General features: G+C 71.7%; 22 protein-coding genes. 4 read left to right on the forward strand and 18 right to left on the reverse strand.

From position 1 onward, the window contains the following. Nucleotides 1-85: 85 nt before the first annotated feature. The 3 genes from IF04_RS0104120 to IF04_RS0104130 form a co-directional block, all read right to left on the reverse strand. Nucleotides 86-1042: a TIGR03557 family F420-dependent LLM class oxidoreductase gene (locus IF04_RS0104120; RefSeq protein ID WP_030250983.1), complete on the reverse strand. Its 957-nt coding sequence runs from the start codon at nt 1040-1042 to the stop codon at nt 86-88. Nucleotides 1043-1054: 12 nt separating this feature from the next. Next, a complete protein-coding gene (locus IF04_RS0104125) occupies nt 1055-2059 on the reverse strand; it encodes an SDR family oxidoreductase (protein WP_030250986.1) in 1005 nt (334 codons plus the stop codon). A 487-nt stretch (nt 2060-2546) separates the two neighbouring features. After that, on the reverse strand, nt 2547-3683 hold the full coding sequence (locus IF04_RS0104130; protein WP_030250989.1) for a baeRF2 domain-containing protein: 1137 nt from the start codon (nt 3681-3683) through the stop codon (nt 2547-2549). Between the two features lie 393 nt (nt 3684-4076). Between IF04_RS0104130 and IF04_RS0104140 the strand changes: the two genes are divergently transcribed. Beyond that, nucleotides 4077-6173, forward strand: coding sequence for a catalase (locus IF04_RS0104140; protein WP_078599903.1), 2097 nt, complete (start codon nt 4077-4079; stop codon nt 6171-6173). An 83-nt stretch (nt 6174-6256) separates the two neighbouring features. On the opposite strand, the gene IF04_RS0104145 is transcribed toward IF04_RS0104140, so the two are convergent. The 4 genes from IF04_RS0104145 to IF04_RS0104160 all read right to left on the reverse strand — a co-directional run bounded on the left by IF04_RS0104145 (nt 6257) and on the right by IF04_RS0104160 (nt 9039). Continuing rightward, nucleotides 6257-6475 (reverse strand): CDGSH iron-sulfur domain-containing protein, encoded by a 219-nt coding sequence (locus IF04_RS0104145; RefSeq protein WP_030250999.1) that lies wholly within the window; start codon nt 6473-6475, stop codon nt 6257-6259. Further along, nucleotides 6456-7109: a HemK2/MTQ2 family protein methyltransferase gene (locus tag IF04_RS0104150; protein ID WP_030251002.1), complete on the reverse strand. Its 654-nt coding sequence runs from the start codon at nt 7107-7109 to the stop codon at nt 6456-6458. The genes IF04_RS0104145 and IF04_RS0104150 overlap by 20 nt, the downstream gene beginning before the upstream one ends. 59 nt (nt 7110-7168) lie before the next feature. After that, nucleotides 7169-8182, reverse strand: coding sequence for an iron-containing redox enzyme family protein (locus IF04_RS0104155; RefSeq protein WP_030251006.1), 1014 nt, complete (start codon nt 8180-8182; stop codon nt 7169-7171). A gap of 68 nt (nt 8183-8250) precedes the next feature. Then, nucleotides 8251-9039 (reverse strand): SigB/SigF/SigG family RNA polymerase sigma factor, encoded by a 789-nt coding sequence (locus IF04_RS0104160; RefSeq protein WP_051830668.1) that lies wholly within the window; start codon nt 9037-9039, stop codon nt 8251-8253. 363 nt (nt 9040-9402) lie between these two features. Here IF04_RS0104160 and IF04_RS0104165 point away from each other — a divergent pair, with 363 nt between their 5' ends. Next, nucleotides 9403-9744: a DUF6479 family protein gene (locus tag IF04_RS0104165; protein WP_030251011.1), complete on the forward strand. Its 342-nt coding sequence runs from the start codon at nt 9403-9405 to the stop codon at nt 9742-9744. A 275-nt stretch (nt 9745-10019) separates the two neighbouring features. Next, nucleotides 10020-11669, forward strand: a complete 1650-nt coding sequence (qcrB, locus tag IF04_RS0104170; protein WP_245654265.1) for a cytochrome bc1 complex cytochrome b subunit — start codon at nt 10020-10022, stop codon at nt 11667-11669. Nucleotides 11670-11676: 7 nt separating this feature from the next. Here qcrB and ctaF read toward each other — a convergent pair whose 3' ends face one another. Beyond that, nucleotides 11677-12060, reverse strand: coding sequence for an aa3-type cytochrome oxidase subunit IV (gene ctaF, locus IF04_RS0104175; RefSeq protein ID WP_030251017.1), 384 nt, complete (start codon nt 12058-12060; stop codon nt 11677-11679). After that, nucleotides 12057-13766: an aa3-type cytochrome oxidase subunit I gene (gene ctaD / locus IF04_RS0104180; protein WP_030251021.1), complete on the reverse strand. Its 1710-nt coding sequence runs from the start codon at nt 13764-13766 to the stop codon at nt 12057-12059. The genes ctaF and ctaD overlap by 4 nt, the downstream gene beginning before the upstream one ends. 256 nt (nt 13767-14022) lie before the next feature. Between ctaD and IF04_RS0104185 the strand changes: the two genes are divergently transcribed. After that, nucleotides 14023-16080 (forward strand): phosphocholine-specific phospholipase C, encoded by a 2058-nt coding sequence (locus IF04_RS0104185; protein ID WP_030251024.1) that lies wholly within the window; start codon nt 14023-14025, stop codon nt 16078-16080. 27 nt (nt 16081-16107) lie between these two features. On the opposite strand, the gene crcB (IF04_RS0104190) is transcribed toward IF04_RS0104185, so the two are convergent. The 9 genes from crcB (IF04_RS0104190) to IF04_RS0104230 all read right to left on the reverse strand — a co-directional run bounded on the left by crcB (IF04_RS0104190) (nt 16108) and on the right by IF04_RS0104230 (nt 24189). Further along, a complete protein-coding gene (gene crcB, locus IF04_RS0104190) occupies nt 16108-16482 on the reverse strand; it encodes a fluoride efflux transporter CrcB (RefSeq protein WP_030251027.1) in 375 nt (124 codons plus the stop codon). Further along, nucleotides 16479-16964 carry a fluoride efflux transporter CrcB gene (crcB, locus tag IF04_RS0104195; RefSeq protein WP_030251030.1) on the reverse strand — a complete coding sequence of 162 codons (486 nt, stop codon included), beginning with the start codon at nt 16962-16964 and terminating at the stop codon, nt 16479-16481. The genes crcB (IF04_RS0104190) and crcB (IF04_RS0104195) overlap by 4 nt, the downstream gene beginning before the upstream one ends. A gap of 101 nt (nt 16965-17065) precedes the next feature. Further along, the gene (locus tag IF04_RS0104200) at nt 17066-17257 is read right to left on the reverse strand and encodes a DUF6381 family protein (protein WP_030251033.1); all 192 of its coding nucleotides are present in this window, start codon (nt 17255-17257) and stop codon (nt 17066-17068) included. A 129-nt stretch (nt 17258-17386) separates the two neighbouring features. Continuing rightward, nucleotides 17387-17653, reverse strand: a complete 267-nt coding sequence (locus IF04_RS0104205; RefSeq protein ID WP_030251036.1) for a DUF4235 domain-containing protein — start codon at nt 17651-17653, stop codon at nt 17387-17389. After that, nucleotides 17650-18063, reverse strand: a complete 414-nt coding sequence (locus tag IF04_RS36455; RefSeq protein ID WP_051830669.1) for a DUF3618 domain-containing protein — start codon at nt 18061-18063, stop codon at nt 17650-17652. Before IF04_RS36455 ends, IF04_RS0104205 begins: the two co-directional genes overlap by 4 nt. Then, entirely contained in the window at nt 18060-18542 is a 483-nt protein-coding gene (locus IF04_RS0104215) for a phage holin family protein (RefSeq protein WP_425428359.1), read from the reverse strand. Before IF04_RS0104215 ends, IF04_RS36455 begins: the two co-directional genes overlap by 4 nt. Before the next feature lie 61 nt (nt 18543-18603). Further along, complete coding sequence (locus tag IF04_RS0104220) at nt 18604-19773, reverse strand: YihY/virulence factor BrkB family protein (protein ID WP_078599823.1); 1170 nt, start codon at nt 19771-19773, stop codon at nt 18604-18606. A gap of 106 nt (nt 19774-19879) precedes the next feature. After that, the gene (locus IF04_RS0104225; protein ID WP_245654266.1) at nt 19880-23362 is read right to left on the reverse strand and encodes a phosphodiester glycosidase family protein; all 3483 of its coding nucleotides are present in this window, start codon (nt 23360-23362) and stop codon (nt 19880-19882) included. Nucleotides 23363-23481: 119 nt separating this feature from the next. Continuing rightward, entirely contained in the window at nt 23482-24189 is a 708-nt protein-coding gene (locus IF04_RS0104230; protein WP_030251053.1) for a B3/B4 domain-containing protein, read from the reverse strand. Nucleotides 24190-24218 lie beyond the last annotated feature (29 nt).

Here is a 24218-nt window from a genome sequence, read left to right on the forward strand (position 1 = left end):
GATGCCCCGCCACCGCAGGGCCCGCCGCCACACGGCATTCGCTGCGTATTCGCCCCGCGGGTTTTCTTCCCGGCGGCCGGTGTGTTCAGTCCTTCAGCTGAGGCAATACCTTTGTCCGATAGAAGTCGAAGAAACCGCGCTGGTCCTGGCCGATCTGGTTCACGTAGACGGTGTCGAATCCGGCATGCGCGTACTCCTGCACCGCCGCGACATGTGCCTCCACGTCGTCGCCGCAGGTCACGGCGGACGCCACCTGTTCGCGCGTGACGAGGGTCGAAGCCTGCTCGAAATGGCGCGGGGTCGGCAGTACCTGTCCCAGTTCGCCCGGCAGTTGTTCGTTCGCCCACAGCCGGTGCGCGGTGCGCACGGCTTCCTCGCGGTCGGTGCCGTAACAGACCTTCAGGCCGCCGTGCACCGGCTTGCCTCCGCCGCCGCCCCGCCGGAACCGCTCGATCGCGTCCGCGTCGGGCGCGACGGTGATGAATCCGTCGCCGATCCGCGCGGCAAGTTCCGTGGCGGTCGGCCCGAAGCCGGAGACATCGATCCGCACCGGCTCCTCGGGAACGGTGTACAGCCGCGCGTTCTGCACCGTGTAGTGCTTTCCGTGGTGACTGACTTCCTTTCCCTCGAAGAGCGACCGCATCACCTGTATCGCCTCTTCCAGCATTTCCAGCCGGACCGAGGTCTGCGGCCATTCGCCGCCCACGACTTGCTCGTTGAGCGCTTCGCCGCTGCCCACGCCGAGCCGGAAACGGCCGTTCAGAAGTACCGCGCTGGTGGCCGCCGCCTGTGCCGTGATCACCGGGTGCAGCCGCTTGGTCGGGCAGGTCACGGCGGTCTCGACAGGCAGCGAGGTGGCCTCGGCGAGCGCGCCGATCACCGACCAGACGAAGGGCGACTGCCCTTGTTCGTCATTCCACGGATGGAAATGGTCGGAGATCCACAGGGAAGTGAATCCGGCCTGTTCCGCCATGCGTGCCTGTTCCACCAGTGCGCGCGGGTCGTGCTCCTCGCAGGAGAGGAAATAGCCGTATTCCGTCATCGAAGCTCCTCATCAGGTCCTGGTCCGCCGCGCGAGGCCGGCGGCGGCCAGCGCCCCGGCGGCCGCGAGCGCGGCCAGTGGGCGGGCGTGCTCGGTGGCCCACAGCTGGCAGGAGCGCCCGTGCGACGCGTCGTCGAAGGAGCCGTGGGCCCCGTGGTCCCGGCCGTCCATGCCGTCGACCGGCTTCCAGAGGTTGTCCGGGGCCGGGGGCCGGGCCTCCTGGTCGGTCTGCTGCGAGTCGAAGCCCGTGCGCGCCAGATAGCGGTCCAGCAGGCCGGGGAAAAGCCGGTTGGCGAGCACCGTCGCCGTGGTGGAGCCGCCCACGCAGTACTGCTTGCGCCGGGGGTGGTCGGCGGCGTGCACGATGCCGCGCGCGGCGACCTCCGGCTGGTAGATGGGCGGCACCGGCTGCGGCCGCCGCGGCAGCCGGGAGAGCACCCAGGAGAACTGCGGGGTGTTGAGGGCCGGCAGCTGGACGACGGTGATCCGTACGTTGCTCTTGTCGTGCATCAGTTCCGTGCGCACCGAGGAGGTGAAGCCCAGGATCGCGTGCTTGGCACCGCAGTACGCGGACTGCAGCGGGATGGACCGCTCGCCCAGCGCGGAGCCGGCCTGCACGATGGTGCCCGCGTCGCGCGGCACCATCCGGGCCAGCGCCGCCTGCGTACCGTGCACGAAGCCGAGGTACGTCACCTCCGTCACCCGTTTGAACTCCGCCGGGCGCACCTCGGTGAAGGGCGCGAAGACCCCGGCGAAGGCGCAGTTGACCCAGACGTCGATGGGCCCGAATTCCGCCTCGACCGCGTCGGCCGCGGCCTCGACCTGGTCCGGGTCGGCGACGTCGACGGGCAGTGCCAGGGCCCGGCCGCCGGCCGCGGCCACCTCGCCGGCGGCCGCGTCGAGACCGGCCTGACCGCGGGCCAGCAGCCCGATGCTGGCGCCCCGGCGGGCGAATTCCCGGACGACGGCGCGGCCGACGCCCGCGCTCGCTCCGGTGACGACGACGGTCTGGCTCATCGGCGGTCTCCTCGGACGGGTCCCCCGAGCAGTCCGCCCCGGCCGGTCAGCCGGCCGGGCCGGTCTCCTCGGGCGTGTGCGGCGGCGCTACGGGGTCGGGTGCGGGGCCGGGCGCCGGGCCCGGCGTCGGGGGTGCCGGGTTGGGCGGTACCGGATCGGGCTCGGGCCGCGGGTCCGGCGCCGGGGGCACCGGATCGGGTCCGGGCGCGGGCACCGGGCCGGGCCCCGGCCCCGGTTCGGGACCGGGCGATCCCGGACCCGGTCCCGGCGTCGGCGGCACCGGGTCGGGGTGCGGGGTGCCGGGGCGTCCCGGCGGCTGCGGCGTGGTCACGGGTCCTCCAGGGAGGGGTGCGTGATGCGGGCGGCCGGCGCCTGGGCGGGGGCGGGGGCAGCGCGCCTGCCCGCCGACCCGCCGGCACTCCCCGGGTGCCCGCCGGAGCCTGCGCATAACGCCCGGGCGACGGTCCGTCCGGGCGGATGCGGACGCTCAGTGCGTCACGGGCGTGGACCAGCGCAGCACCGCGCCGAGGCCGCCCGGGGGCACCGGGTCGCTGTGGTGCAGCAGTACGGCCTGCGCGCCGGTGGCCACGGCGGACCGCAGCAGGGCGTCGTCGGCGCGGGCCGGCGCGGGGTGCACCTCGCCCAGGTACTGCATCTCCGTGCCGCGCACGGCCAGCTGGTCGGGATCGGGGCCGACCCAGACCTCGCGGCCCGCGTCGCCGCCGTCGGGGCTGATCAGCAGCGTGTCGATGCGGTGTTCGCGGGCCGCCTCGATCAGGGAGGGCACGCCGGAGGTCACCGCGGACTCGCCGTCGCTGCGGCCCTCACCGGTCTGGAAGCGCTGCACGGCGTCCATGACGTGGTCCTGTTCGAGCCCGGCGCGCACCTGCGCGATGTCCCGGTCCAGCCGGGTGCTGTCGGCGCCGGAGGCCCGGCCGCCGTGCTCGCTCTCGTAGGCGACGCGGCGCAGCCGGTCGGGGAGCCGGTCGCGCACCGCGCGGCGCTCCCGGGCGTCACCGACCAGCAGCACGAGGTCGGCGCCGGCGTGCTCGAACGCCTCGCCCACTGCCTCGGCGATCTCCCCGGCGTTCTGCTCCCAGGTGTTCTCGACCTTGAGCTGGAAGTGCCGCTCGGACCAGTCGCTGGAGGTCGTCCGGTGCACCGGGTAGTCGGCGCCGCTGACCTGGCCCGCGCTCTCGTGCGCGGTGTCGCTGCGCAGCTCGAAGTCGGCGCCGGTCCGGTCCACGTACACCACGAGGCAGACGGGGTTCTCGCCCAGCGCGTCCAGCAGCGGGGCCAGCCGGGGCACGGGTGACCAGGTGGCGCCGCGCATCGTGGGCGGCCCGGCGAGCGGGGTGTCCAGGACGACCTCGCCGCCGGTGGCGAAGACGGCGCGGCCCGCGTGGGCCAGCGATTCACCCGGCCTGCGGAGGTCGGTCAGGGCGTCGTGCACGGCGCGGCAGGTGGCGGCGTCGGCGCCCTGGCCGGACAGCTGATCGGCCGCGTGCTGCGCCGACAGCTCCTGCTGCTTGGCCGCGTCCTCCGTGCCGTGCGAGACATCGGCGTAGACGGACGCCCAGGGTCCCGGTCGTTCGATGAGCGGTTGCAGGAGCGAGAGTCGCATGGCGCTTCCTCCTCGGAATGGGCGATCACCAGATACAGGACCTACGGGGCCTCGAAGGGGGCTTCGCAGGCCGTGATTCCGCTCTTCAGGGGCGTCGTCGCCGCGGTGGCTGAAGCGGTGGCCGATGCGGTGGTGCCATCACTCTTCGGGGTGCCCTCTTTGCCACTGTTCATGCAGTTCGTCTTCGCTGCGCCCCGACGGTCCGACGGCCCTCTCCAGGGCCGCCACGGCCCCGGAATCACAGGGATTTCGCGGCTCGCCCTTCTGGGCCAGCCGAGGTTTCTCCGCCTCGGATAACGGTTACCTGGCGAGCCGAGACACATGCCCCCAGGCGCCCTCGTCGGCGACTCCAGCACGGCGCGGAGCGGGAAGGAGCCTCCGGAGATGTCGGAGATGGCGGACAAGAAGCAGGAGCAACGGGAGCGGTTCTACGCGGACGACGCGAGTGAGGGGCCACTGACCACCGACCAGGGTGTGCCGGTCGACCACACCGATGACTCCCTGCAGGCGGGCGAGCGCGGGCCCACGCTGATGGAGGACTTCCACTTCCGCGAGAAGATCACGCGCTTCGACCACGAGCGCATCCCGGAGCGTGTGGTGCACGCGCGCGGCTCGGGCGCGTACGGGTACTTCCAGCCCTACCGGTCCTGCGCGGAGTTCACCCGGGCCGCGTTCCTCCAGGACCCGGACGTCAAGACGCCGGTGTTCGTCCGCTTCTCCACCGTCCAGGGGCCGCGCGGCTCGGCCGACACGGTGCGGGACGTACGCGGGTTCGCGACGAAGTTCTACACCTCCGAGGGCAACTACGACCTGGTCGGCAACAACTTCCCGGTCTTCTTCATCCAGGACGGCATCAAGTTCCCCGACTTCGTGCACGCGGTGAAGATGGAGCCGCACAACGAGATGCCCACCGGCGCGTCGGCGCACGACACGCTGTGGGACTTCGTCTCGCTGCAGCCCGAGACGCTGCACACGATCATGTGGCTGATGTCGGACCGCGCGATCCCGCGCAGCTACCGCATGATGCAGGGCTTCGGCGTGCACACCTTCCGCTTCGTGAACGCGCAGGGCAAGGGCACGTTCGTGAAGTTCCACTGGAAGCCCAAGCTCGGCGTGCATTCGCTGATGTGGGACGAGGCGCAGGAGGCGCAGGGCCGCGACCCGGACTTCAACCGCCGCGACCTGTGGGAGTGCATCGAGGCCGGTGACTACCCGGAGTACGAGCTGGGCGTGCAGCTCGTACCGGAGGAGGACGAGCACAGCTTCGACTTCGACCTGCTCGACGCCACGAAGATCATCCCCGAGGAGCAGGTGCCGGTCCGGCCGATCGGGCGGATGGTGCTCAACCGCAACCCCGACAATTTCTTCGCCGAGACCGAGCAGGTCGCCTTCCACACGGCCAATGTCGTCCCCGGTATCGACTTCACCAACGACCCGCTGCTCCAGGCCCGTAACTTCTCCTACCTGGACACCCAGCTGCTCCGGCTGGGCGGCCCGAACTTCGCGCAGATCCCGGTCAACCTGCCGGTGGCGCCGGTGCGCACCAACCAGCGCGACGGCTTCCACCAGAGCAAGATCCACCGCGGCACCACCAGCTACACCAAGAACTCGCTGGCCGGCGGCTGCCCGGCGGTGGCCGGTGCCGATGAGAGCGCCTTCCGGCATCTGACCGAGGCGGTCTCCGGACACAAGATCCGCAAGCGCAGCGACAGCTTCCAGAACCACTACAGCCAGGCCGCGATGTTCTGGCACAGCATGGCCGAGTGGGAGCAGCAGCACATCGTCGAGGCGTACCGCTTCGAGCTGGGCAAGGTGAACGCGAAGGAGGTCCGCGCGCGGGTCGTCGAGCAGCTCGCCCGGGTCGACCACACCCTGGCCGTCTCGGTCGCCGAGGGCGTCGGCGTGGCCCCGCCGGAGCGCCAGGAGACCCCGGACGTGACGCCCTCCCCCGCGCTGAGCTTCGAGAACAACCGCGGCGACGGCTCGATCGCCACCCGTCAGATCGCCGTCCTGGTCTCGGACGGCGTGGACGCCGACCAGGTCGACACGATCCGCTCCGCGCTCTCGGCGAAGGGCGCGAACGTCGAGGTCCTCGCGCCGCACGACGGCGAGTTCACCGGCTCCGACGGCGTCACCCACCCCGTGGACCGGGCGCTGCCCACCGTCGCCTCGGTCCTGTACGACGCGGTCGTGCTGCCCGGTGACCCCTCGTCCGTGCCCCGTACGGCCCAGGACCCGGCGGTGCTGAAGTTCGTACGGGACTCCTACCGGCACGGCAAGGCGATCGCCGCGCTGGGCACCGGCATCGACGTGCTGAAAATGCTGGAGCCGACCCGGCTGCGGACCGCCGACGAGCACGAGCACACGGTCTCCGACGAGGGCGTGGTCACGCACCACCCGGTGGGCCCGGCGAGCGAGCAGTTCGCGCAGGCGTTCATCGAGGCGGTCGGCGCACACCGGCACTGGAACCGGCCGCCGCTGCGACTCTGACCGCTTGACCGCAGGGCCTCAGGGCCCGCAGGCCCGCCACCGGCGCCGCACGCGCCTCAGTGTCGCGTGCGGCGCCGGTGGCTTCAGCGCCGTGCGCGGCGCCGGTGGCTGGTGTCGCACCAGGGGTAGCTCTTGCTGCGCCGGCACCGGCACAGGGCCACGCAGAAGCGGTCGGAGGAGACGACGGTGCCGTCCTCCAGCCGCACCTCGACCGGGCCCTCCACCAGCAACGGGCCGTCCTTCTCGAGGGTGAGGCGGCGTACGGCGCGGGGGTCCGCCGGTTCAGCGGCTTCGCTCGGCACGGATCACCACCAGCTCTTCCTTCTCCTCGTCGGGTGCCACCAGGCCCTGGCCGTGCAGCCAGCCCTGCCGCGACCGCAGGACCGGCCCGAAGGGCACATAGCGGTGCTCGACCGCGACGGCGTCCAGCCCCGCCTCCCGCAGCAGCCGCAGCGTGGGCGCGGTACCGCTGAGCGCCGAGTGCACGAGCAGCAGGACGCCGCCGGGCGCCAGCAGCCGCGGCGCCTCCCGGCAGATGCGGTCCAGCACCAGCCGCCCGTCGTGCCCGGCGTCCCAGGCCCGCGCGCTGCCCCGGCGGGGCAGCACCGCCTCGGGCGCCGGGACGTACGGCGGGTTCGTCAGGATCAGATCGAAGCGCCGGCCGGCCACGGGCCCGAAGAGGCTGCCGCGCAGCACCCGTACGGGCAGCCGCGCCAGCCGGGCGTTGAGCCGGGCCGCGAGGACCGCGCGCCAGGAGATGTCGACGGCGGTGACCTCGGCGCCGCGCCGGGCGGCCGCGAGCGCCAGCGCGCCGGTGCCGGTACCGATGTCCAGCACCCGCGCGCCCGGCACCAGCGGCTCGTGCTGCAGCACCTCGGCCAGCAGCGCCGTGTCGTCCTGTGGGGCGTAGACCCCGGGAAGCGTTATCAGAGGCACAAAGCAGAAGTACCCGGATAAATCTCTTTCAACGACTGAGGTACGGGAGGGACAGGAGGTCACGGTACGTGCGCGAGGTCCGGCCCGAGCGCCACGCGCAGTGACGACTCCCCCGCCCGCCAGGCCGCCAGCAGCCGTTCGCCGAAGCGGTCCTCCAGGAAGCCGGTGGCGTCGATACCGAAGGCGACGTCCCGCTCCAGGTGCGGCTCGGCCGTCAGCAGCCCGTCGACGACCTCGTGCCGTACGACCTGCTCGTGCACCGCGTCGGCCTCGACGTGCTCGGTGTAGAAGAACTCGGCGGCCGGGCCCGCGCCCGCGCGCCGCATCGCCGCGGCCAGCCGGCGGGACGCGGGCGAGGAGGTCACCTCGACCGCGGCGAAGTGCCCGACGAGCGCCCCGCGCAGCGCCCGGTGCAGCCCGAAGAGGGACATCAGGTTGACCAGGGCCAGCATCTCCGCGCTGCCCGCGTCGAGGTAGCGCCCGTACGCGGTGTCCAGGCCGAGGTCCGTCATCAGGTCGGCGAAGAGCTGCGCGTGCACCCGCTCGGGGCGCCCGCCGCCGAACTCGTCGAACTCCACCGCCGCCATCCCCGCCTTGGCCCGCCCCCACAGCCGCGGCAGCACCCAGGCGTGCGGATCGGCCTCCTTGAGGTGGTACAGGCTGCGCTGGGCGGCGTACTCGCGCAGCTGCTCCCGGGTGCCGGAGCGTTCCAGCACATGGGGAACGCCGTCCCCGCCGACCGGCTCGACCAGCAGCTCGTCCAGCGCTTCCGCCGCGCTCTCGTGCCGGGTGGCGTCGGCCCGCAGCGCGTCGAGGAAGCGCCGCTCCAGTACGCCGCGGAGGCGCAGCAGGTCGGGGTCCCACTCCAGCCCGGGGTCCACGCCGGCGAAGCCGCGGTAGTGCAGTTCGTACGCCACGTACAACGCCAGCTGCAGGTCGTCGCCGTACGGGTCGGCGGTGGCGGCCGCGTCGCCGGCGGCCGGCGGGCCGCCGCCGCGCAGCGCGTTGATCACGGTCGCCGAGACCGGTCCCCGGTCCCGCGGCAGCTCGGGACCGGTCGGCTCGTCACTCATCGTTGTTCTCCACCCCTGGACGTCGTCGGTGGCTCGCACGGCCACTCATCACGGCCACCGGGTGCCCGTCACGCCTGCGGTGTCACCTCGACGCGCACCAGGCGGCAGCAGCGCTGCAGGATGCGGGAGACGTGCATCTGCGAGATGCCGACCTCCTCGGCGATCTGGCTCTGCGTCATGTCGCGGAAGAACCGCAGATAGAGGATGGCGCGGTCACGCGGCGGCAGGGCCCGCAGGATCGGCGCGGCGCACAGCCGCTCCTCGACCAGCTCCAGCTCCGGGTCCTCGTCGCCCAGGAAGTCGGCGAGGTGGAAGGAGTGGCCGGCGTCCGTGCTCATGGGGCACTCCAGCGACAGCGCGGTGTACGCCCCCTGCGCCTCCAGGCCCAGCACCACGTCCTCCTCGGACAGGCCGGTGTGCTCGGCCAGGTCGCCGATGGTGAGGGAGCCGGAGCCATTGCGGAATTCCAGCGCTTCGCGTGCCTGGTGGACGGTGGCCCGCAGCTCCTGCGTGCGGCGCGGCACGTGGACGGCCCACAGGTCGTCCCGGAAGTGCCGCCGCAGCTCACCGAGGATCGTCGGGATGGCGTACGCGGGGAAGGGCGTGCCCGAGGTCGGGTCGAAGCGGTCGACGGCCTTGAGCAGGCCGACCGCGGCGACCTGCCGCAGGTCCTCCTCGGTCTCGCCGCGCCCGCTGTAGCGGCGGGCGAGGCGGTTGGCCATCGGCAGCCAGCCGCAGACGATCTCCTCGCGGAGCCGCTTCCTCACCGGCCCGTCCGCCAGCTCGGCCAGCTGGGCGAAGGCGGCGTCGGTGTCCGGGGCATCCTGATGGCGGCGGAGCGCGGTGGTGGCGGCCATGGCCCTTCCCTTCCGTCGGGATTCCGGCACCGGCAGATCCGCCGGGAACAGCGGCTTTTGCCGACCATTACCGGCTGCCGGCCAGTTGTTGCTTTCCGGCTGAAACACTTGTTTCCGAACCCACCGGCCGGGTACCCGGACATACGAGCACCGCCCGGCGGCGAATCCTCGGCTCACTGTCCACATTTTCTCACTTCGCCGCCCGGCGCACCGTGGGCGCCGCTTTTCGCTGACGTTCACAGGGGTGGTGCGGCGGAAGCGCCCTGGCAGCAGCGCGCGCATCCGCCGGTACGGCCCGGAAATCCCCGCTCGGCCGAATGTGTGACACGTGTCGTTTCCGGTATTCGCGGGTACCCGGCCGACATGACCAGCTATGAGTCCCTGGCGGCTCCCAACCGCGATCTGCTCGTCGGCATCGGTCCGGCCGTCGTGGGCATCGTCGTCGTGCTCCTGCTCATCGGCGCCGTGGCCCTCGGCCTGCGGCGCAAGCGGTCTCGGCCGGCCTCCCCCGAAGAACAGCCGAAGGTGCCCAAGGACCCGCGCGGATACGAAACGGGAATGCGCACGGGTGATGAGGTCACCCAGGACGGTCACCGCCGCACTCCGTACGAGTTCGACGGCACCCGCGGCACCCGCCCGGACGAGGAAGGAAAAAAGCCGGGGAAATGGCAGGAGGGCCACAGCGGCTCCTTCGGTAACGGCTGAGGTCCCGGGCGGGCGGCGCCGGTCCGGCGTCCGCCCGTAAAGCGACCGGGCGCGGAGAACGCGACCGGCCGCACTCGGTCATGCCTTTCTCCGGCCCTGACCTTCTCCGGCCCCTTTCCGTAATGCTCGGCGCCGCTCCGCCGAACGGCTGAACAACCGGCCGCGGGTCGGCCGCGCGGCCCCTTTCCGGATTGTCTCCGACCCGTACCGGTTAGCCATGCAAGGAAGTCATGAGCGGCGGCCGGGCCGGGGGCCCGGGAGGGAGTTCGGTGCAGGTGTTCCGACGGCGCGGGGCCCGGCTGGAGGAACGGGCCGAGGGGGCGGCCGGCGCTGCGTTCACCGCCCTCGACCGGCGGCTTCCCCTCGCCGAGGGGGCCAAGGCGCTGCTCCGCAAGGCATTCCCCGACCACTGGTCCTTCCTGCTCGGGGAAATCGCGCTCTACAGTTTTGTCGTGCTGGTGATCACCGGCACCTATCTGACGCTGTTCTTCGACCCGAGCATGGCGGAGACCGTCTATCACGGCCGGCACCTTCCGCTGGACGGCACGCGGATGTCGCACGCCTACGCCTCCACCCTCGACATCAGTTTCGAGGTGCGCGGCGGGCTGCTCATCCGGCAGATTCATCACTGGGCGTCCCTGGTCTTCCTGGCCGCGATCGGCACCCATCTGTTCCGGGTCTTTTTCACCGGGGCCTTCCGGCGGCCGCGCGAGCTGAACTGGATGGTCGGCGTCACGCTTTTCATGCTGGCGATGCTGGAGGGCTTCGCCGGTTACTCCCTCCCGGACGATTCGCTCTCCGGCACGGGGCTGCGCACCGCCAATGCCATCGTGACCTCGATTCCTCTCGTCGGCAGCTATCTCAATTTCTTCCTCTGGCAGGGCGCGTATCCCGGGACGGGCATCATTCCGCGCCTTTACGTGCTGCACATCCTGCTGATCCCGGGAATCATCATCGCGCTGCTCAGTCTGCACCTGCTGCTCGTGGTGACCCTGAAACACACACACTGGAACAAGCCCGGCCACACCAACAGGAACGTCGTCGGACAGCCGATGGTCCCGCACTTCACCGCGAAGACCACCGGTCTCCTGCTGATGATTTTCGGCGTACTTTCCTGCCTCGGCGCGCTCGCCCAGATCAATCCGGTCTGGGATTACGGCCCGTACCGCCCGGATCAGGTGTCCACCGGCGTCCAGCCCGACTGGTACGTGGGATTCCTGGAGGGCGGCCTGCGGCTCATGCCGCCTTTCGAGACGAACCTGTTCGGCCACACGGTCATGTGGAATGTCTTCATTCCCACGCTCGTGCTCCCGGGCCTGCTGTTCTTCGCGCTGTACCTCTATCCCTTCTTCGAGCGCTGGGTGACCGGGGACCGCGGTGAGCACCATCTGTGCGACCGGCCGCGGAACCGCCCCACCCGTACGGCGCTCGGCGTGGGCGCGCTCGTCTTCTACGCCGTACTGCTGCTGGCGGGCGGCAACGACGTCATCGCCTACTCCTTCCGGATCTCCGTCGACGCGCTCACGTGGGTGCTGCGGATCGCCCTCGTCCTCGGGCCGGTCGCCGCCTTCTGGCTCACCAAGCGGCTCTGCCTCGCCCTGCAGGCGGCGGACCGCGAGCTGCTGGCCGAGGGCGAGGAGACCGGGGAGGTGACCCAGAGCGTCTACGGCGCGCTGGGCGAAGGGCACACCGGCATTTCCGCCGAGCGGAAGTACGTCATCCTCGTCCGCGACGTACCCGAGCCGCTGCCCCGCCCGGCGGCCGGGCTCACCTCGCGCGGACAGCGGCTGCGGATCGCGCTGAACGGCTGGTACTACCGCGATCACGTCCCGCTGCCGGCCGACCCCGAGCAGCGGCGCGAGATCACCGAGCGCACCGCGAGCCCGGACCGGGAGTCGGCAAAGACGCCGGACGCCGCTCGGTAAGAGCCCGTCAGCGGTCGTTGAACTCGAAGACCATCCCGAAGGCGCCCGCCATCAGCACGCCGAAGCCGATGAGGAACAGCCACAGCCCGAAGACGATGCCCAGTCCGGCGACGGCGGCGCCCAGCGCGGTCAGCGACGGGTAGCCGCTCCTGGGCGGGAAGAAGTCCAGCGGGCCGGCCCGGTGCGCGATCTCCCCCTGCCGGTCGTCCTCCGGCCGGGCCCCCTTGCGCCGGTGGTTCATCGCGCAGAAGAAGGACACCACCGCGGCCATCAGGCAGGACACGGTCAGCGCCGCCACGCCCGCGGGCTCCAGGGAGGCCAGCGCGTAGACGACGTCCACGACGAGGAAGAACGCCGCGACCCCGCCGAACAGGTATGCCTCGGCCTTCATCGGCGCTGCTCTCCATGGGTGTCGGGGGTCGGTTCCACCGTCCCGCGCTCGCCGGCCGCCAGCCGGTACGCCTCGGGGTGGTGCAGGTCGAAGGCGGGCGAGTCGGAGCGGACGCGGGGCAGCGCGTGGAAGTTGTGCCGGGGCGGCGGGCAGGAGGTGGCCCATTCCAGCGACCGGCCCCAGCCCCAGGGATCGTCCACGCCGACCTTCGCCGCGTACTTGGTGGTCCGCCAGACGTTGTACAGGAACGGCAGCGTGGACAGCCCGAGCAGGAAGGAGCCGATGGAGGAGACGGTGTTGAGGACCGTGAAGCCGTCGGCCGCGAGGTAGTCGGCGTACCGCCGGGGCATGCCGTTCGACCCCAGCCAGTGCTGGACGAGGAAGGTGACCTGGAAGCCGGTGAAGAGCGTCCAGAAGTGGATTTTCCCCAGCCGTTCGTCGAGCATCCGGCCGGTCAGCTTGGGCCACCAGAAGTAGAAGCCGCCGAACATCGCGAAGACCACGGTCCCGAACAGGACGTAGTGCAGATGGGCGACGATGAAGTAGGTGTCGGTGACGTGGAAGTCCAGCGGCGGGGAGGCGATCAGGACCCCGCTCAGCCCGCCGAGCAGAAAGGTCACCAGGAAGCCGCCGGCCCACAGCATCGGCGTCTCGAAGGACAGGCTGCCGCGCCACATCGTGCCGATCCAGTTGAAGAACTTCACGCCCGTGGGCGCGGCGATCAGGAACGACATCAGGGAGAAGAACGGCAGCAGCACCGCGCCGGTGGCGAACATGTGGTGCGCCCAGACGGTCGCCGAGAGCATCGTGATGGCGATGGTCGCGCCGACCATGCCGACGTAACCGAAGATCGGCTTGCGGCTGAAGACCGGCACGATCTCGGTGATCACGCCGAAGAACGGCAGCGCCACGATGTAGACCTCGGGGTGCCCGAAGAACCAGAACAGGTGCTGCCACAGGACGGCCCCGCCGTTGGCCGCGTCGAAGATGTGCGCGCCGAACTTCCGGTCCGCGAGCAGCGCGAAGAGCGCGGCGGTGAGGACCGGGAAGGCCAGCAGGGCGAGGATCGAGGTGAAGAGCACGTTCCACGTGAAGATCGGCATCCGGAACATCGTCATGCCGGGCGCGCGCAGCGTCATGATGGTCGCAACGAAGTTCACCGAGCCCAGCGTCGTGCTGAGCCCGGACAGGATCAGCCCCATCGCCCACAGATCGCCGCCCTCCCCCGGCGTGCGGACGGCGCCGTTGAGCGGCGCGTACGCGAACCAGCCGAAGGACGCCGCGCCCTGCGGGGTGAGGAAGCCGGCGACGACCATCAGGCCGCCGAAGAGGAACAGCCAGTAGGTCAGCGCGTTCAGCCGGGGGAAGGCGACGTCCGGCGCGCCGATCTGCAGCGGCATGACGGCATTGGCGAAGCCGGCGAACATCGGCGTCGCGAAGAGCAGCATCATGATCGTGCCGTGGATGGTGAAGAGCTGGTTGTACTGCTCGGCCGTGACGAGCTGCAGTCCGGGGCGGGCCAGTTCGGTCCGCATCAGCATGGCCAGCAAACCCGCGAACAGGAAGAACGCGAAGGCGGTCACGAGGTAGAGATTGCCGATCACCTTGTGGTCGGTGGTGGTCAGCCAGCCGCGGATCCGGCTGCCGGTCTCGATCCGGCGCCTCGCGGCGGCTGCCGCACGCGCCTGCCGCTCAACGTGGACCACCGATAGCCTCCGTCCGACCGGTCCGACACCCGCCAGCCTGTCATCACCGGGGGCGTTTGCCGCGGTCCGCAGCGCCCTGCGGCCGGCCGCCACCCGTAAGGAGCACCCGCGGTTCGGCTCATGGCCGGGTCATCGGCACCTCTTGGTCACGTAATGACCGCGGGATGGGGTTTCGCTGCGTGCGCAGACGCCGCGAGAATTGACTCGCGCACCATGTGCCACTCTTGCCCCCCACTCAAGAAGAGGTCATCCGCCCATGCCGCATCTGGACCGCCGCCGCTTTCTGCAACTCACCGGAGGCACCGCGGCCTTCGCCGCGCTGTCGGGCAGCATCGCCCGCGCCGCCGCGATCCCGGCACAGCACCGCTCCGGCACCATCGACGACGTCGAGCACATCGTCGTACTGATGCAGGAGAACCGGTCCTTCGACCACTACTTCGGCTCGCTCCGCGGCGTACGCGGCTTCGGTGACCCGCGCCCCGTGACGCTGCCCAGCGGCAAGCCGGTGTGGCACCAGCCGGACGGCACGAAGGAGGTGCTGCCGTTCCGGCCGGCGGCCGACAACCTCGGGCTGCAGTTCATCCAGGACCTCAACCACGACTGGGCCGGCAGCCACAAGGCGTGGAACGACGGCAAGTACGACCAGTGGATACCCGCCAAGTCGGCGACGACCATGGCGTATCTGACGCGCGAGGACATTCCTTTCCACTACGCGCTCGCCGACACCTTCACCATCTGCGACGCGTACCACTGCTCACTGATCGGCTCCACCGACCCCAACCGCTACTACATGTGGACCGGGTACACCGGCAACGACGGCACCGGCGGCGGCCCGGTCCTCGGCAACGAGGAGGCCGGGTACAGCTGGACCACCTACCCCGAGCGGCTGGAGAAGGCCGGCGTCTCCTGGAAGATCTACCAGGACATCGGCGACGGGCTCGACGCGGACGGCAAGTGGGGCTGGATCGACGACGCGTACCGGGGCACGTACGGCGACAACTCGCTGCTCTACTTCGACCAGTACCGCAACGCGAAGCCCGGCGACCCGCTGTACGACAAGGCGCGCACCGGCACGAACGTCAAGCAGGGCGACGGCCTCTTCGACCGGCTGAAGGCCGACGTCAAGGGCGGGAAGCTGCCCAAGATCTCCTGGATCGTGGCCCCCGAGGCGTTCACCGAGCACCCCAACTGGCCCGCGAACTACGGTGCTTGGTACGTCTCGCAGGTCCTGGACGCACTCACCTCCGACCCGGAGGTGTGGAGCAAGACGGCGCTGTTCCTCACCTACGACGAGAACGACGGCTTCTTCGACCATGTCGTGCCGCCGTACCCGCCGTCCTCCGACTCCCAGGGCCGCTCCACCGTGGACGTCGGCCCGGACCTCTACAAGGGCGGCAAGGGGTACGCGGCGGGCCCGTACGGCCTGGGCCAGCGGGTGCCGATGCTGGTCCTCTCGCCCTGGAGCAAGGGCGGTTACGTCTGCTCCGAGACCTTCGACCACACCTCCGTCATCCGCTTCATGGAGCGCCGCTTCGGCGTCCACGAGCCCAACATCTCGCCCTGGCGCCGTGCCATCTGCGGCGACCTGACCTCGGCCTTCGACTTCGCGCACCCCGACACCCAGCCGGTCACCCTCCCGGACACCGAGGGCTACCGCCCGCCGGACGGCGACCGGCACGACGACTACGTCCCCAAGCCGCCGGCCAACCCCGCCCTCCCCCGCCAGGAGAAGGGCTCCCGCCCGGCCCGCGCCCTGCCCTACGCCCCGCACGCCGACGGCTCGGCCGACGCCGCGGCCGGGAAGTACACGCTCACCCTCAGCGGCGGCGACAAGACGGGCGCGGCCTTCTACGTGACCGCGGGGAACCGCGGCGACGGCCCCTGGACGTACACCGCCGCGGCGGGCAAGCCGGTCACCGACACCTGGAACACCGCCTATTCCAAGGGCGTCTACGACCTCTCGGTCTTCGGCCCGAACGGGTTCCTGCGCGTCTTCAAGGGACCGGGCAAGACCGCGGGCCCGGAGGTGATGGCCCGCCACGACGGCACCACGGGCAACGTCAAGCTGACGTTCACCAACGCCGGCCGCTCCGACGTGGACCTCACGCTGGCCAACGCCTACGGCGGCCCCGACGAGACCTTCAAGGTCCGGGCCGGCGCCACCGTCACCCACACCGTCGACCTGCGCCCCAGTAAGCGCTGGTACGACCTGACGGTGACCTCCGAAGCCGACACGGCGTTCCTGCGCCGCTTCGCCGGCCATGTCGAGACCGGCGAGGCGGGCGTGAGCGACCCGGCGATCCGCACGGACTGACCGTCCCGTCCGGCCGCGGCGGTGGTGCTAGCCCCAGAGGGCCTGCGCCACCGCCGCGCCCACGAACGCGGCCCCCAGCCCGGCCACCACGCTCGCCGCCGCGTTGGCCACGGCGAAGAAGCGCGCGCCGCCCTCGGCCAGCCGCAGCGTCTCGTACGAGAACGTCGAGTACGTGGTCAGCGCGCCGCACAGGCCGGTGCCGAACAGCAGCTGTACCTGGGAGGAGGCGGCGCCCGCGGCGACCGCTCCGGTCAGCAGCCCCAGCACCAGGCAGCCGACGACGTTGACGGTGAAGGTGCCCCAGGGGAACACCGTGTCGTGGCGGGCCTGGACGGCGCGGTCGGTGAGGTAGCGCAGCGGGGCCCCGGCCATCGCCCCGACGATCACGAGCAGCCAGTTCACCGCGTACGGCCTCCGAGGATGCGACGGGTGCCGGTCGCGGCGGCCCACACCGCGGCCAGCGCCATGAGCAGGGTCAGCGCCAGATACGCCAGGCCGGTGGCGGCCTCCCCGGACTGGAGCAGGTGCTGGATGTCCACGGCGTAGGTGGAGAAGGTCGTGAAGCCGCCGAGCACGCCGGTACCGAGGAAGGGCCGGACCAGTGGGTGCAGGGACCGGGCCCCGCCGACCACGGCCATGAGGACGCCGATGAGGGCGCAGCCGAGCACATTGACGGCGAGCGTCGTCCACGGGAAGGCGCCGGGCGGCGTCGGCCACAGGAGCGAGGCGCCGTAGCGCGCCACTGCCCCGATGGCGCCGCCGAGGGCGACGACGGCCACGACGGGTCCCTGCCGTTCCGGCCGTCCGGCGGGCCGCGGCGGGACGTGCAGATCGACATCGGAGTCGACCGGTTCGTTCAGCTTGGAGGGGTGGGCCTCTGACACGTGTGCACTCTCAAAACGTCCGTCCGCCACGGGTGTGGCGGACGGACGTGACTGTAGAGGAGGGGGAGCCGCCCGACTGCATCAGCCCTGCTGCATCGGCCCTACTGCATCGGGAAGATGTCCCCGCTGCCCATGCTCGACTCCTGCTCCGCCTGGCTTTCCAGCTTGCGGGCCTTTTCCTGGAGCCGCTTGCGGTCCTGCGGGTCGCTGGTCCGTTCCGCGGCCTGGGACAGCTCCTTGGCCTTCTCCCGCATCTGCCGGATCCGGCCGCCGACCTCACCGTCCATGCCCATGATCACTCCTTGCGCGTCCGAGACACCACGTCAGAGACACCCGTCCGAGGAAACGGGCGGGCCCTCCCAGCGAACCAGCTCTCCCGGCCGGCCGCATCCCGGAGGACCCGGGCCACCGTCCCGGAGGCGTCAGCCCGGCCAGGTCCCGGTCATGCGCCGGGTGGCGGTGGCGCCGCTGCGGTCCATGGCGGCCTTGACGACGGCGAAGATGGCGCCCTGCAGCGCCGCTGCCAGCAGCACTTCCTTCCAGGTGCGGTCCTCGTCTCTGGCGCTCGGGGTGTCCTCCTCGTGCCCGATCCGCTTCCACGTCTGTTTGAACAGCGCCCCGGCGATCATGCCGCTGAGGGCGCCCAGCGCCACTCCGACGGGCGTGTACGCGATCTTCGCTGCGTTCATCGGCTCCTCCTGGCACGGGTGCTGCAGCGGGCGGCCCCCTGGAGACGACGAGCGCTCTGCGCAGCCTTGCCGCCCTGCTGCTGACGCCGGCGTACCTGCAGCCAGACGAGGACCGCGGCGGCGGCCACGACCAGCGCCGGGAGGGGGCCCCGCTGCGCCGCGTGGGCGGTGCTGTCCTGGATCCGGGCCCGCGAGTGGCCCACGGCGTCCTGGACCTTGGCCTTGGCGTCCTCCGCCTTGTCCTGCGCCTTGGCCTTGGCGTCGCCGGCCTTCTCCTTCGCGCGCGCCTTCACGTCCGCCTTGGAGGCCAGCTCCTCGACGGTCCGGCCCAGCTCCTCGCGGGTGTGCTCCACCCGCTCCCGGAGCTGCTCCGGGGTGGGGGACTGCTTGTTCTGGGATTTACCGGTCATCGGTGGGCCTTCTCCTTCAACTCGGCGACATCGGCCTTGACGCCGGCGATCGCCTCTTCTGGCGCCGGCGGGGTCGCCCGGGCGATCTGCTTCTTGCCGACCAGCGCCAGGATTCCGGCGAGCGCGAGAAGTGCGCCGGTGATGATCAGGGCCGACGCCCAGACCGGCAGTACCAGCGCGAGGGCGGCGATCACGGCGACCACCAGGGCTTCCAGCCCGAGGAAGCCGAGCATGCCGGCGCCGCCGAACAGTCCGCCGCCGAGGCCGAACCGCTTGCCCTTCCGTGCCATCTCCGCCTGCGCGAGCTGCAGTTCCTCGCGTACCAGCTGCGAGAGCTGCTGCGAGGCGCGGGAGACCAGCTCGCCCACCGAGTCCTCGGTGTGCTGCGGCCGCGGCTGCGTGGCCGGATACGGGGGCGGCGTACCGCGTACCGCCGTCCGCTCCTCGGCAGGCCGCGTCGTTCCGGAAGTGCTCGTCACCGTTTTCTCAGCAGTACTCATCACCGATCATCTGCCTTTCCGTGGCCGCGTCCGGTGCGGATCACGCTTCGCCGGGGGTCTCGGCCCGCCGGCGTTCCTCCTCGCTCCACTTCGTGGTGTCGCGCGGCTCCACGTACGGCTCCTCCTCGTCGGGATGGCCACCGGCGACCGCCCGTTCCCGCGCCAGTTCGGCGTCGAATTCCAGGCCGAGCAGGATGGCCAGATTGGTGATCCACAGCCAGACGAGAAAGATGATCACGCCGGCGAGGGTCCCGTACGTCTTGTTGTAGGAGGAGAAGTTCCCCACGTACACCGCGAAGCCGGCGGAGGCGAGCATCCAGATGACCAGGGCCAGGAAGCTGCCCGGGGTCACCCACCGCATGCCGCGGCCCCTGGCGTTGGGCGCGCCCCAGTAAAGGAACGCGATCATGGTCGTGACCAGGACCACGAGGACCGGCCACTTGGCGATCGACCAGACCGTCAGCGCGGTGTCACCGAAGCCCAGCGCCGCGCCCACCTGCTGCGCGAACTCGCCCGTGAACACCACGATGAGTGCGCTGACGACGGCAAGCAACATGAGCACCACCGTCAGGGCGAGCCGCAGCGGCAGCACCTTCCAGATCGGGCGGCCCTCGGCGATGTCGTAGACGACGTTGGAGCTGCGGATGAACGCCGCCACGTAGCCCGAGGCCGTCCACAGGGCGACCAGCAGACCGACGACCGCCACCAGCGAGCCGACGCCCGCGTTGCCCTGCAGCTGCGTCATGGCGTTGCTGAGCACCTGCCGTACCGAACCGGGCGCCAGCTGCTGCAGCGTGTCCATCACCCGCCGCCCCGTCGACTCGCCCGCGATGCCCAGCAGGGAGACCAGTACGAGCAGTGCGGGGAACAGCGAGAGCACGCCGTAGTACGTCAGGGCCGCCGCCCGGTCGGCCAGCTCGTCGTCCTTGAATTCCTTGACCGTGCCGCGCAGCACGGCCCACCAGGATTTCTTCGGCAGGCCGGTGGGCTCGTCGGGCGCCTGGCGCTTGACGAGCGGGTCGGGTCCCGGCCGGTCGGTGGGTTCCGAGCGCGAGGACGGTTCCTGGCGTGAGGGCGGCTCCTGGCGCGAGGCCGGTTCCGCACCTGATTCCTGCCGCGCTGCGGGTATCCGGGCCGCCGGTTCCCCGGGGCCCTCACCGGCGCGGCGAGCGGGGCCCTCCCGGCCCCCCGGTCGCGTTGTCCGTGCCATACGTCGTGGGTTACCGCCCGCCCCGAACCGAAACGGATTCCGTACCGCGGTCTGCGCGCCGGGTATTTCACCCGCAAACGGTCTGGGGCGGGCGGGAAAGCACTGCTCAGCCTGCCCTGGCGGCGGACCCTGCCGCGGCCGGTACCGTGAACGCGGCTCTCGCCGTGGCCCCGTTCACCGTGACGGCCAGCGTGGCCGTGCCCGCGCGCAGGGCGGTGAGTCGCCCCGTCACCGGATCGTAGGCCGCCACATGGCGCCGCTTGGCGTCGGCCGGATCACCGATGTACAGGTTCGGCGAGCCCGTCCAGTCCGCGCTGAGCGGGAAGCCGACCGGCACGCGGCGCGCGCCCGGTCCCTCGCCCTGCAGCACGGTCGCCCGCACCGCGTCGGAATTCCCCGCGGGCAGTTCGGCCGGTGCGGTGAGCGTGAGGCCGTCCACGTGGGCGCGCGTCTGGACGGACACCCAGTCCGGGCCGCCCTCCCACGGCCGGGCCCGGTTCCGTTCCCGGTCCTCCGCCGGCACCCGGTCCACGCCGACCATCGACCAGCCCGTGAACCCACCCTCGCCGGCTGGCGCCGCGGGGGCCTTCCCCGAGTTGCCGTTGATCAGATACGGCACGCCGTCCACGTGCGAGGCGTGGAAGACCCCCACGTGGGAGCCGATGAGCGCCGCGCCCTTGCCGGTCGTGCGCCGGAAGTCGGCGAGCCAGGTCTCCAGCAGCGCCGCCTCCTTGCGGTCGCCGAGCTGACTGCCCTGCTGCGGGGTGGGGTCGCGCGGCGGTACGTGTTCGATGATCATGACCGAGCCGATACGGGGATCGCGCGCCGCCCGGTCCAGTTGCTCGCGCAGGTTCTTGATCTGCGCGAACCCGCCGCCGCGCAGCCGGAGGCTGGAGGTGTCCAGGGTGAGGAAGCGGGTCCCGCGGTGGTCGAAGGTCCGCTGCGCCGCGCCGAATTCGGCGGTGAAATTGTCGATCCGGCCGCCCATGACCTCGTGGTTGCCCGGTACGTAGTACCAGGGCAGCGCGTCGCCCAGCTCCTCCTCCAGGATCTTGCGGGCGAACCGCAGGTCCTCGGGCGAGCCCTCGTCGACCAGGTCGCCGTTGATGACCAGGAAGTCGGGGCGGGCGGCCTTGATCTCCCGCAGGGTGCGTCGCGCCTGGGCGACGATCGGGCTGTCCGGGGCGCGGGCCACGAATTGCGCGTCGGACATCACCGCGAACCGCCAGTCCCGGCCCTCGGTCCCGGCGGCCGGGTCGATGAGCGGGTCCGGCCGGACCGGCTCCGGTGGCAGGTCCACGGACGGCGGGACCTGCGCGGTCAGGTCGTCGAGGGCGATCTTGCCGGTGTACTGGCGGTCGGCGCCGGTCTCCGCGAGGTAGAAGCGGTGCACTTGCAGGGGGTGGGCGACGCCTGCCGGTACGGCGAAGTCGATATGTCGCCATCCTGTCCAGGTGACGTACGGGCCGCGCAGCAGGACGTCCGAGCCCGCCGCGTCCTTGAGGTGGAGGGTCGGCCAGGCCCCGTGCCCGTCGCCCTTGACCCACAGCCCGAAGGACTGTGCCTGCCCGTCGACAGGGATCCGCCGCGGCGGAGTGGCGTACGCGGCGCGGGTGGCGGTCGACTTGGTGAAGTCGTACGTCATCTCCAGGCCGGTGCCGGTGTGCCCGTCCGGGGTGGCGGCGAGCGATCCCCCGGCGCGGGCCTGGCTGAACGTCCAGTCGGCGGCGTCGTCGAAGGACGCCAGCGGCTTCTCGGCCAGGCCGACGGTGACCGCGAGTACGGTGCTGCGGCCCGCGACGGTGGCCTTGACCTGCCCGGCGGCCCGCGCGCCACGTGCCTTCACGGTGAACGTCCCGGTCGCGGGGTCCGGGGTGATGGCGAAGAGGGACCGGTCGTAGTCGAGCGTGACATCGGCCGGCTCGACGGGCGCGCTGCTGCCGTGCGCGTCCAGTCCCACCAGGCCGAAGTGCCCGGTGGCGCGCTCGTCGGCGAGCCCGACCGTCCGGGTGGTCGGCACGAGTTGGTCGAGGTCGTCCAGGACGGTCAGCCGGATGCCGCCCCGCGCGTCACCACGCTGGGCGGTGACCTCGGTACTGCCACTGCGCCCGGCGGTGAAGACGCCGTCCGCGCTCACGTCGCCGACGTGGGAGCCGGACGACCGCCATCGCGGCGTGCCCTTCGCAGGGCCGTACGTCTCGTCGTGTCCGGCGGCTGTCAGACGGCGCGTCAGGCCGGGGAACACCCGCTCGGGGTGGCCGCCCCGTACAGGGTCCACGCCCGGCGCGCCGCCGGCGTCCATGGCGGTCTCCACCCAGAAGCCGGTCAGCTCGCCGCTGCCCTCGGGCGCGGTGAGGGCCAGGCCGTTGGGCACCGTGCGCTCGCTGCCGTCGGACGGGCTGTTCTCCACCTGTACGGCGTCGTTGCCCGGCTCGCGGGCGACCAGCGAGGAGGAGCCGCCACCGTCGAGGTTCAGCGCGCTGTAGGAGCCGGCCCGCTGCATCATGAGGCCGAGTTCGGTGAGGGTGACGCCGCCGCTGTCGGCCTGCCGGCCGTCGACGGTCATGATCTGCATCGTGCGGCCGTCCTTGGAGAAGCCGACGGCGGTGCGCGGGGCGGCGGTGTTGTTGCCCTCGCCCTCATGGCCGACCGCCTGCCCGTCGACGACGAGGAGTTCGCGGCCGCCGACGGCGGTGCGCGGCACCGGTCCGCTGTCCGTGCGCGGCCGGTACTCCATGGTGACCGGGTCGCCGACCTCGAGTCCGGCGAGCCGGACCGCGCCCTGGTCACGGCCGATCAGGACAGTGCTGCCGGCCGGGACCGGGCCCTTGCCGGGCTCGGCGCGGACGGCGGTGACCCGGCCGTCCGCCACGGTCACCTCGGCGGTGCGCCGCGCACCGTCCACGGTGAGGGCGCGGTCCGTCTCGCCCCACCGGTCGGTGTAGGCGCCGATGCCGTCGGCCGGCACATTGGCGGCGTTGAGGGCGCCGAGCGGGTGGGTGCCGTCGGGGAGCGTCAGGGTGCCGTCGAAGTAGAGCTGGAGGACGCGGCCGGCGTCCGCCGGGCCGATGCCGACGGCGCGGTGGTTGCCGGCGGCGGGCGAGTGCGTCGGGCGGCCGTCGGCGATACCGGGGCCGAGCGGGGCGCCGGTCTGGTTGATGTCGAAGAAGTCGCCGTTGATGGCGGCGACGGTACGGCGGCCGGGCCCGGCGTCGTGCGCGGCGGCGAGTCGGGAGATGGGCGCTCGCTCCGCGACCTTCCCTGGATAGAGGTAGTCGGCCCTGGCTCCTGCGGTCAGGTCGACGGAGAGCGAGTCGACGCGGAGCCATTTGTCGGATTCCAGCCGGTCGTACGACGAGAGCCGGATGCCGGGGGCGACGGGCCGGGTGGTGCGGGCGGTCTCCAGCCCGTCGCCGTCGGCGACGGACAGGGGCGAGGGGGCTCCGGTCGCGGCCGGTGGTGCGACGGGCCGGAGCATCTCGGCGGAGGTACGGGGCAGGGGTTCGGGCGGCGCGGCGGCGGCCGGAGCGGCGGCGCCCAGCAGCAGCGCGGAGACTGCTGCGAGCACCGCCACGGGTCTGGCGGACACAACGGGGAGCACGGCAACTCCTGGGAGCGGACAGCACGTGCGCTCTGCACGCGCTCAACGGCCCAGCATCCCGGTGCACATGACGGCCCACCAGAGCTCCTGCACACCCGAAGCCGCCCTCAGGCTCCGACGTGGGGCTGAGCGGGGCTGAGGTAGTGCACCGCGGTCTGCTCGGCGTGCGGGGCGAGCAGGCTCTGGAGTTCGTCCGCCGCGGACTTCAGGAGGTGGCCGTCGCGGTCGGCGTGCAGGGTTTCGAGGACGAAGGCGACATGGGTCGAGTCCTCGGTGACGCGGGTGCGGTGGGCGTCGCGGTGGTTCCAGTGGCGGGTCAGGACGCCGGTGGTGTCGGCGTAGATGATCTCGCCGGGCTTGGGATTCTCGACGGTGTCGGGTTCGCCGAGCGGGGTGAACTCCTCGCTCCCCTCCGCGTAACGGATCTCGACGTCACCGGTGACCTGGTCGAGGTCGAAGGCGCCGGCAGGCAGCCCATGGCGGACGGAGACGGCGTTGTACGAGTCGACGGCCGGGTTGATGCGCGGCAGGGTGCCCTTCTTGGCCATCCGGCGGCCGAGTGCGTCGACGCTGGGGCGGATGCGGCGGGGGTTGGTGCCGAAGGAGCGGTAGGCGGTGTGCCACGCCTCGATGCGGGGGTCGGTCTCGTCGGCGGGTTGCCAGGTGCCGTCGGCGAGCTGCTGTTCCAGGTCCTCCAGGGCGGCGGTGGTGTCGGGCCAGGGCTCGCGGCCGCGCAGGCCGGCGGCGGTGACCAGGGCGATGAGGGTGTCGGGGAAGGCGTCGGCGACGGCGGGGGCGATGCGGAAGGCGGGCATGGGCGGGATTCCGTTTCCTGTGCGGGTGC

This window comes from Streptomyces violens, from assembly GCF_000717745.1.
In the GTDB taxonomy this organism is placed as follows: domain Bacteria; phylum Actinomycetota; class Actinomycetes; order Streptomycetales; family Streptomycetaceae; genus Streptomyces; species Streptomyces violens.

What these genes read in the sequence shown, in the direction of transcription:
- ctaF (WP_030251017.1), bottom strand. Translation starts at nt 12,060, where the DNA reads ATGAAGGCCGAGGCATACCTGTTCGGCGGGGTCGCGGCGTTCTTCCTC.
- IF04_RS0104130 (WP_030250989.1), bottom strand. Translation starts at nt 3,683, where the DNA reads ATGCGACTCTCGCTCCTGCAACCGCTCATCGAACGACCGGGACCCTGG.
- IF04_RS36455 (WP_051830669.1), bottom strand. Translation starts at nt 18,063, where the DNA reads ATGACCGGTAAATCCCAGAACAAGCAGTCCCCCACCCCGGAGCAGCTC.
- IF04_RS0104220 (WP_078599823.1), bottom strand. Translation starts at nt 19,773, where the DNA reads ATGGCACGGACAACGCGACCGGGGGGCCGGGAGGGCCCCGCTCGCCGC.
- IF04_RS0104160 (WP_051830668.1), bottom strand. Translation starts at nt 9,039, where the DNA reads ATGGCCGCCACCACCGCGCTCCGCCGCCATCAGGATGCCCCGGACACC.
- IF04_RS0104165 (WP_030251011.1), top strand. Translation starts at nt 9,403, where the DNA reads ATGACCAGCTATGAGTCCCTGGCGGCTCCCAACCGCGATCTGCTCGTC.
- IF04_RS0104185 (WP_030251024.1), top strand. Translation starts at nt 14,023, where the DNA reads ATGCCGCATCTGGACCGCCGCCGCTTTCTGCAACTCACCGGAGGCACC.
- IF04_RS0104125 (WP_030250986.1), bottom strand. Translation starts at nt 2,059, where the DNA reads ATGAGCCAGACCGTCGTCGTCACCGGAGCGAGCGCGGGCGTCGGCCGC.
- IF04_RS0104155 (WP_030251006.1), bottom strand. Translation starts at nt 8,182, where the DNA reads ATGAGTGACGAGCCGACCGGTCCCGAGCTGCCGCGGGACCGGGGACCG.
- IF04_RS0104200 (WP_030251033.1), bottom strand. Translation starts at nt 17,257, where the DNA reads ATGGGCATGGACGGTGAGGTCGGCGGCCGGATCCGGCAGATGCGGGAG.
- IF04_RS0104140 (WP_078599903.1), top strand. Translation starts at nt 4,077, where the DNA reads ATGGCGGACAAGAAGCAGGAGCAACGGGAGCGGTTCTACGCGGACGAC.
- IF04_RS0104205 (WP_030251036.1), bottom strand. Translation starts at nt 17,653, where the DNA reads ATGAACGCAGCGAAGATCGCGTACACGCCCGTCGGAGTGGCGCTGGGC.
- IF04_RS0104120 (WP_030250983.1), bottom strand. Translation starts at nt 1,042, where the DNA reads ATGACGGAATACGGCTATTTCCTCTCCTGCGAGGAGCACGACCCGCGC.
- IF04_RS0104230 (WP_030251053.1), bottom strand. Translation starts at nt 24,189, where the DNA reads ATGCCCGCCTTCCGCATCGCCCCCGCCGTCGCCGACGCCTTCCCCGAC.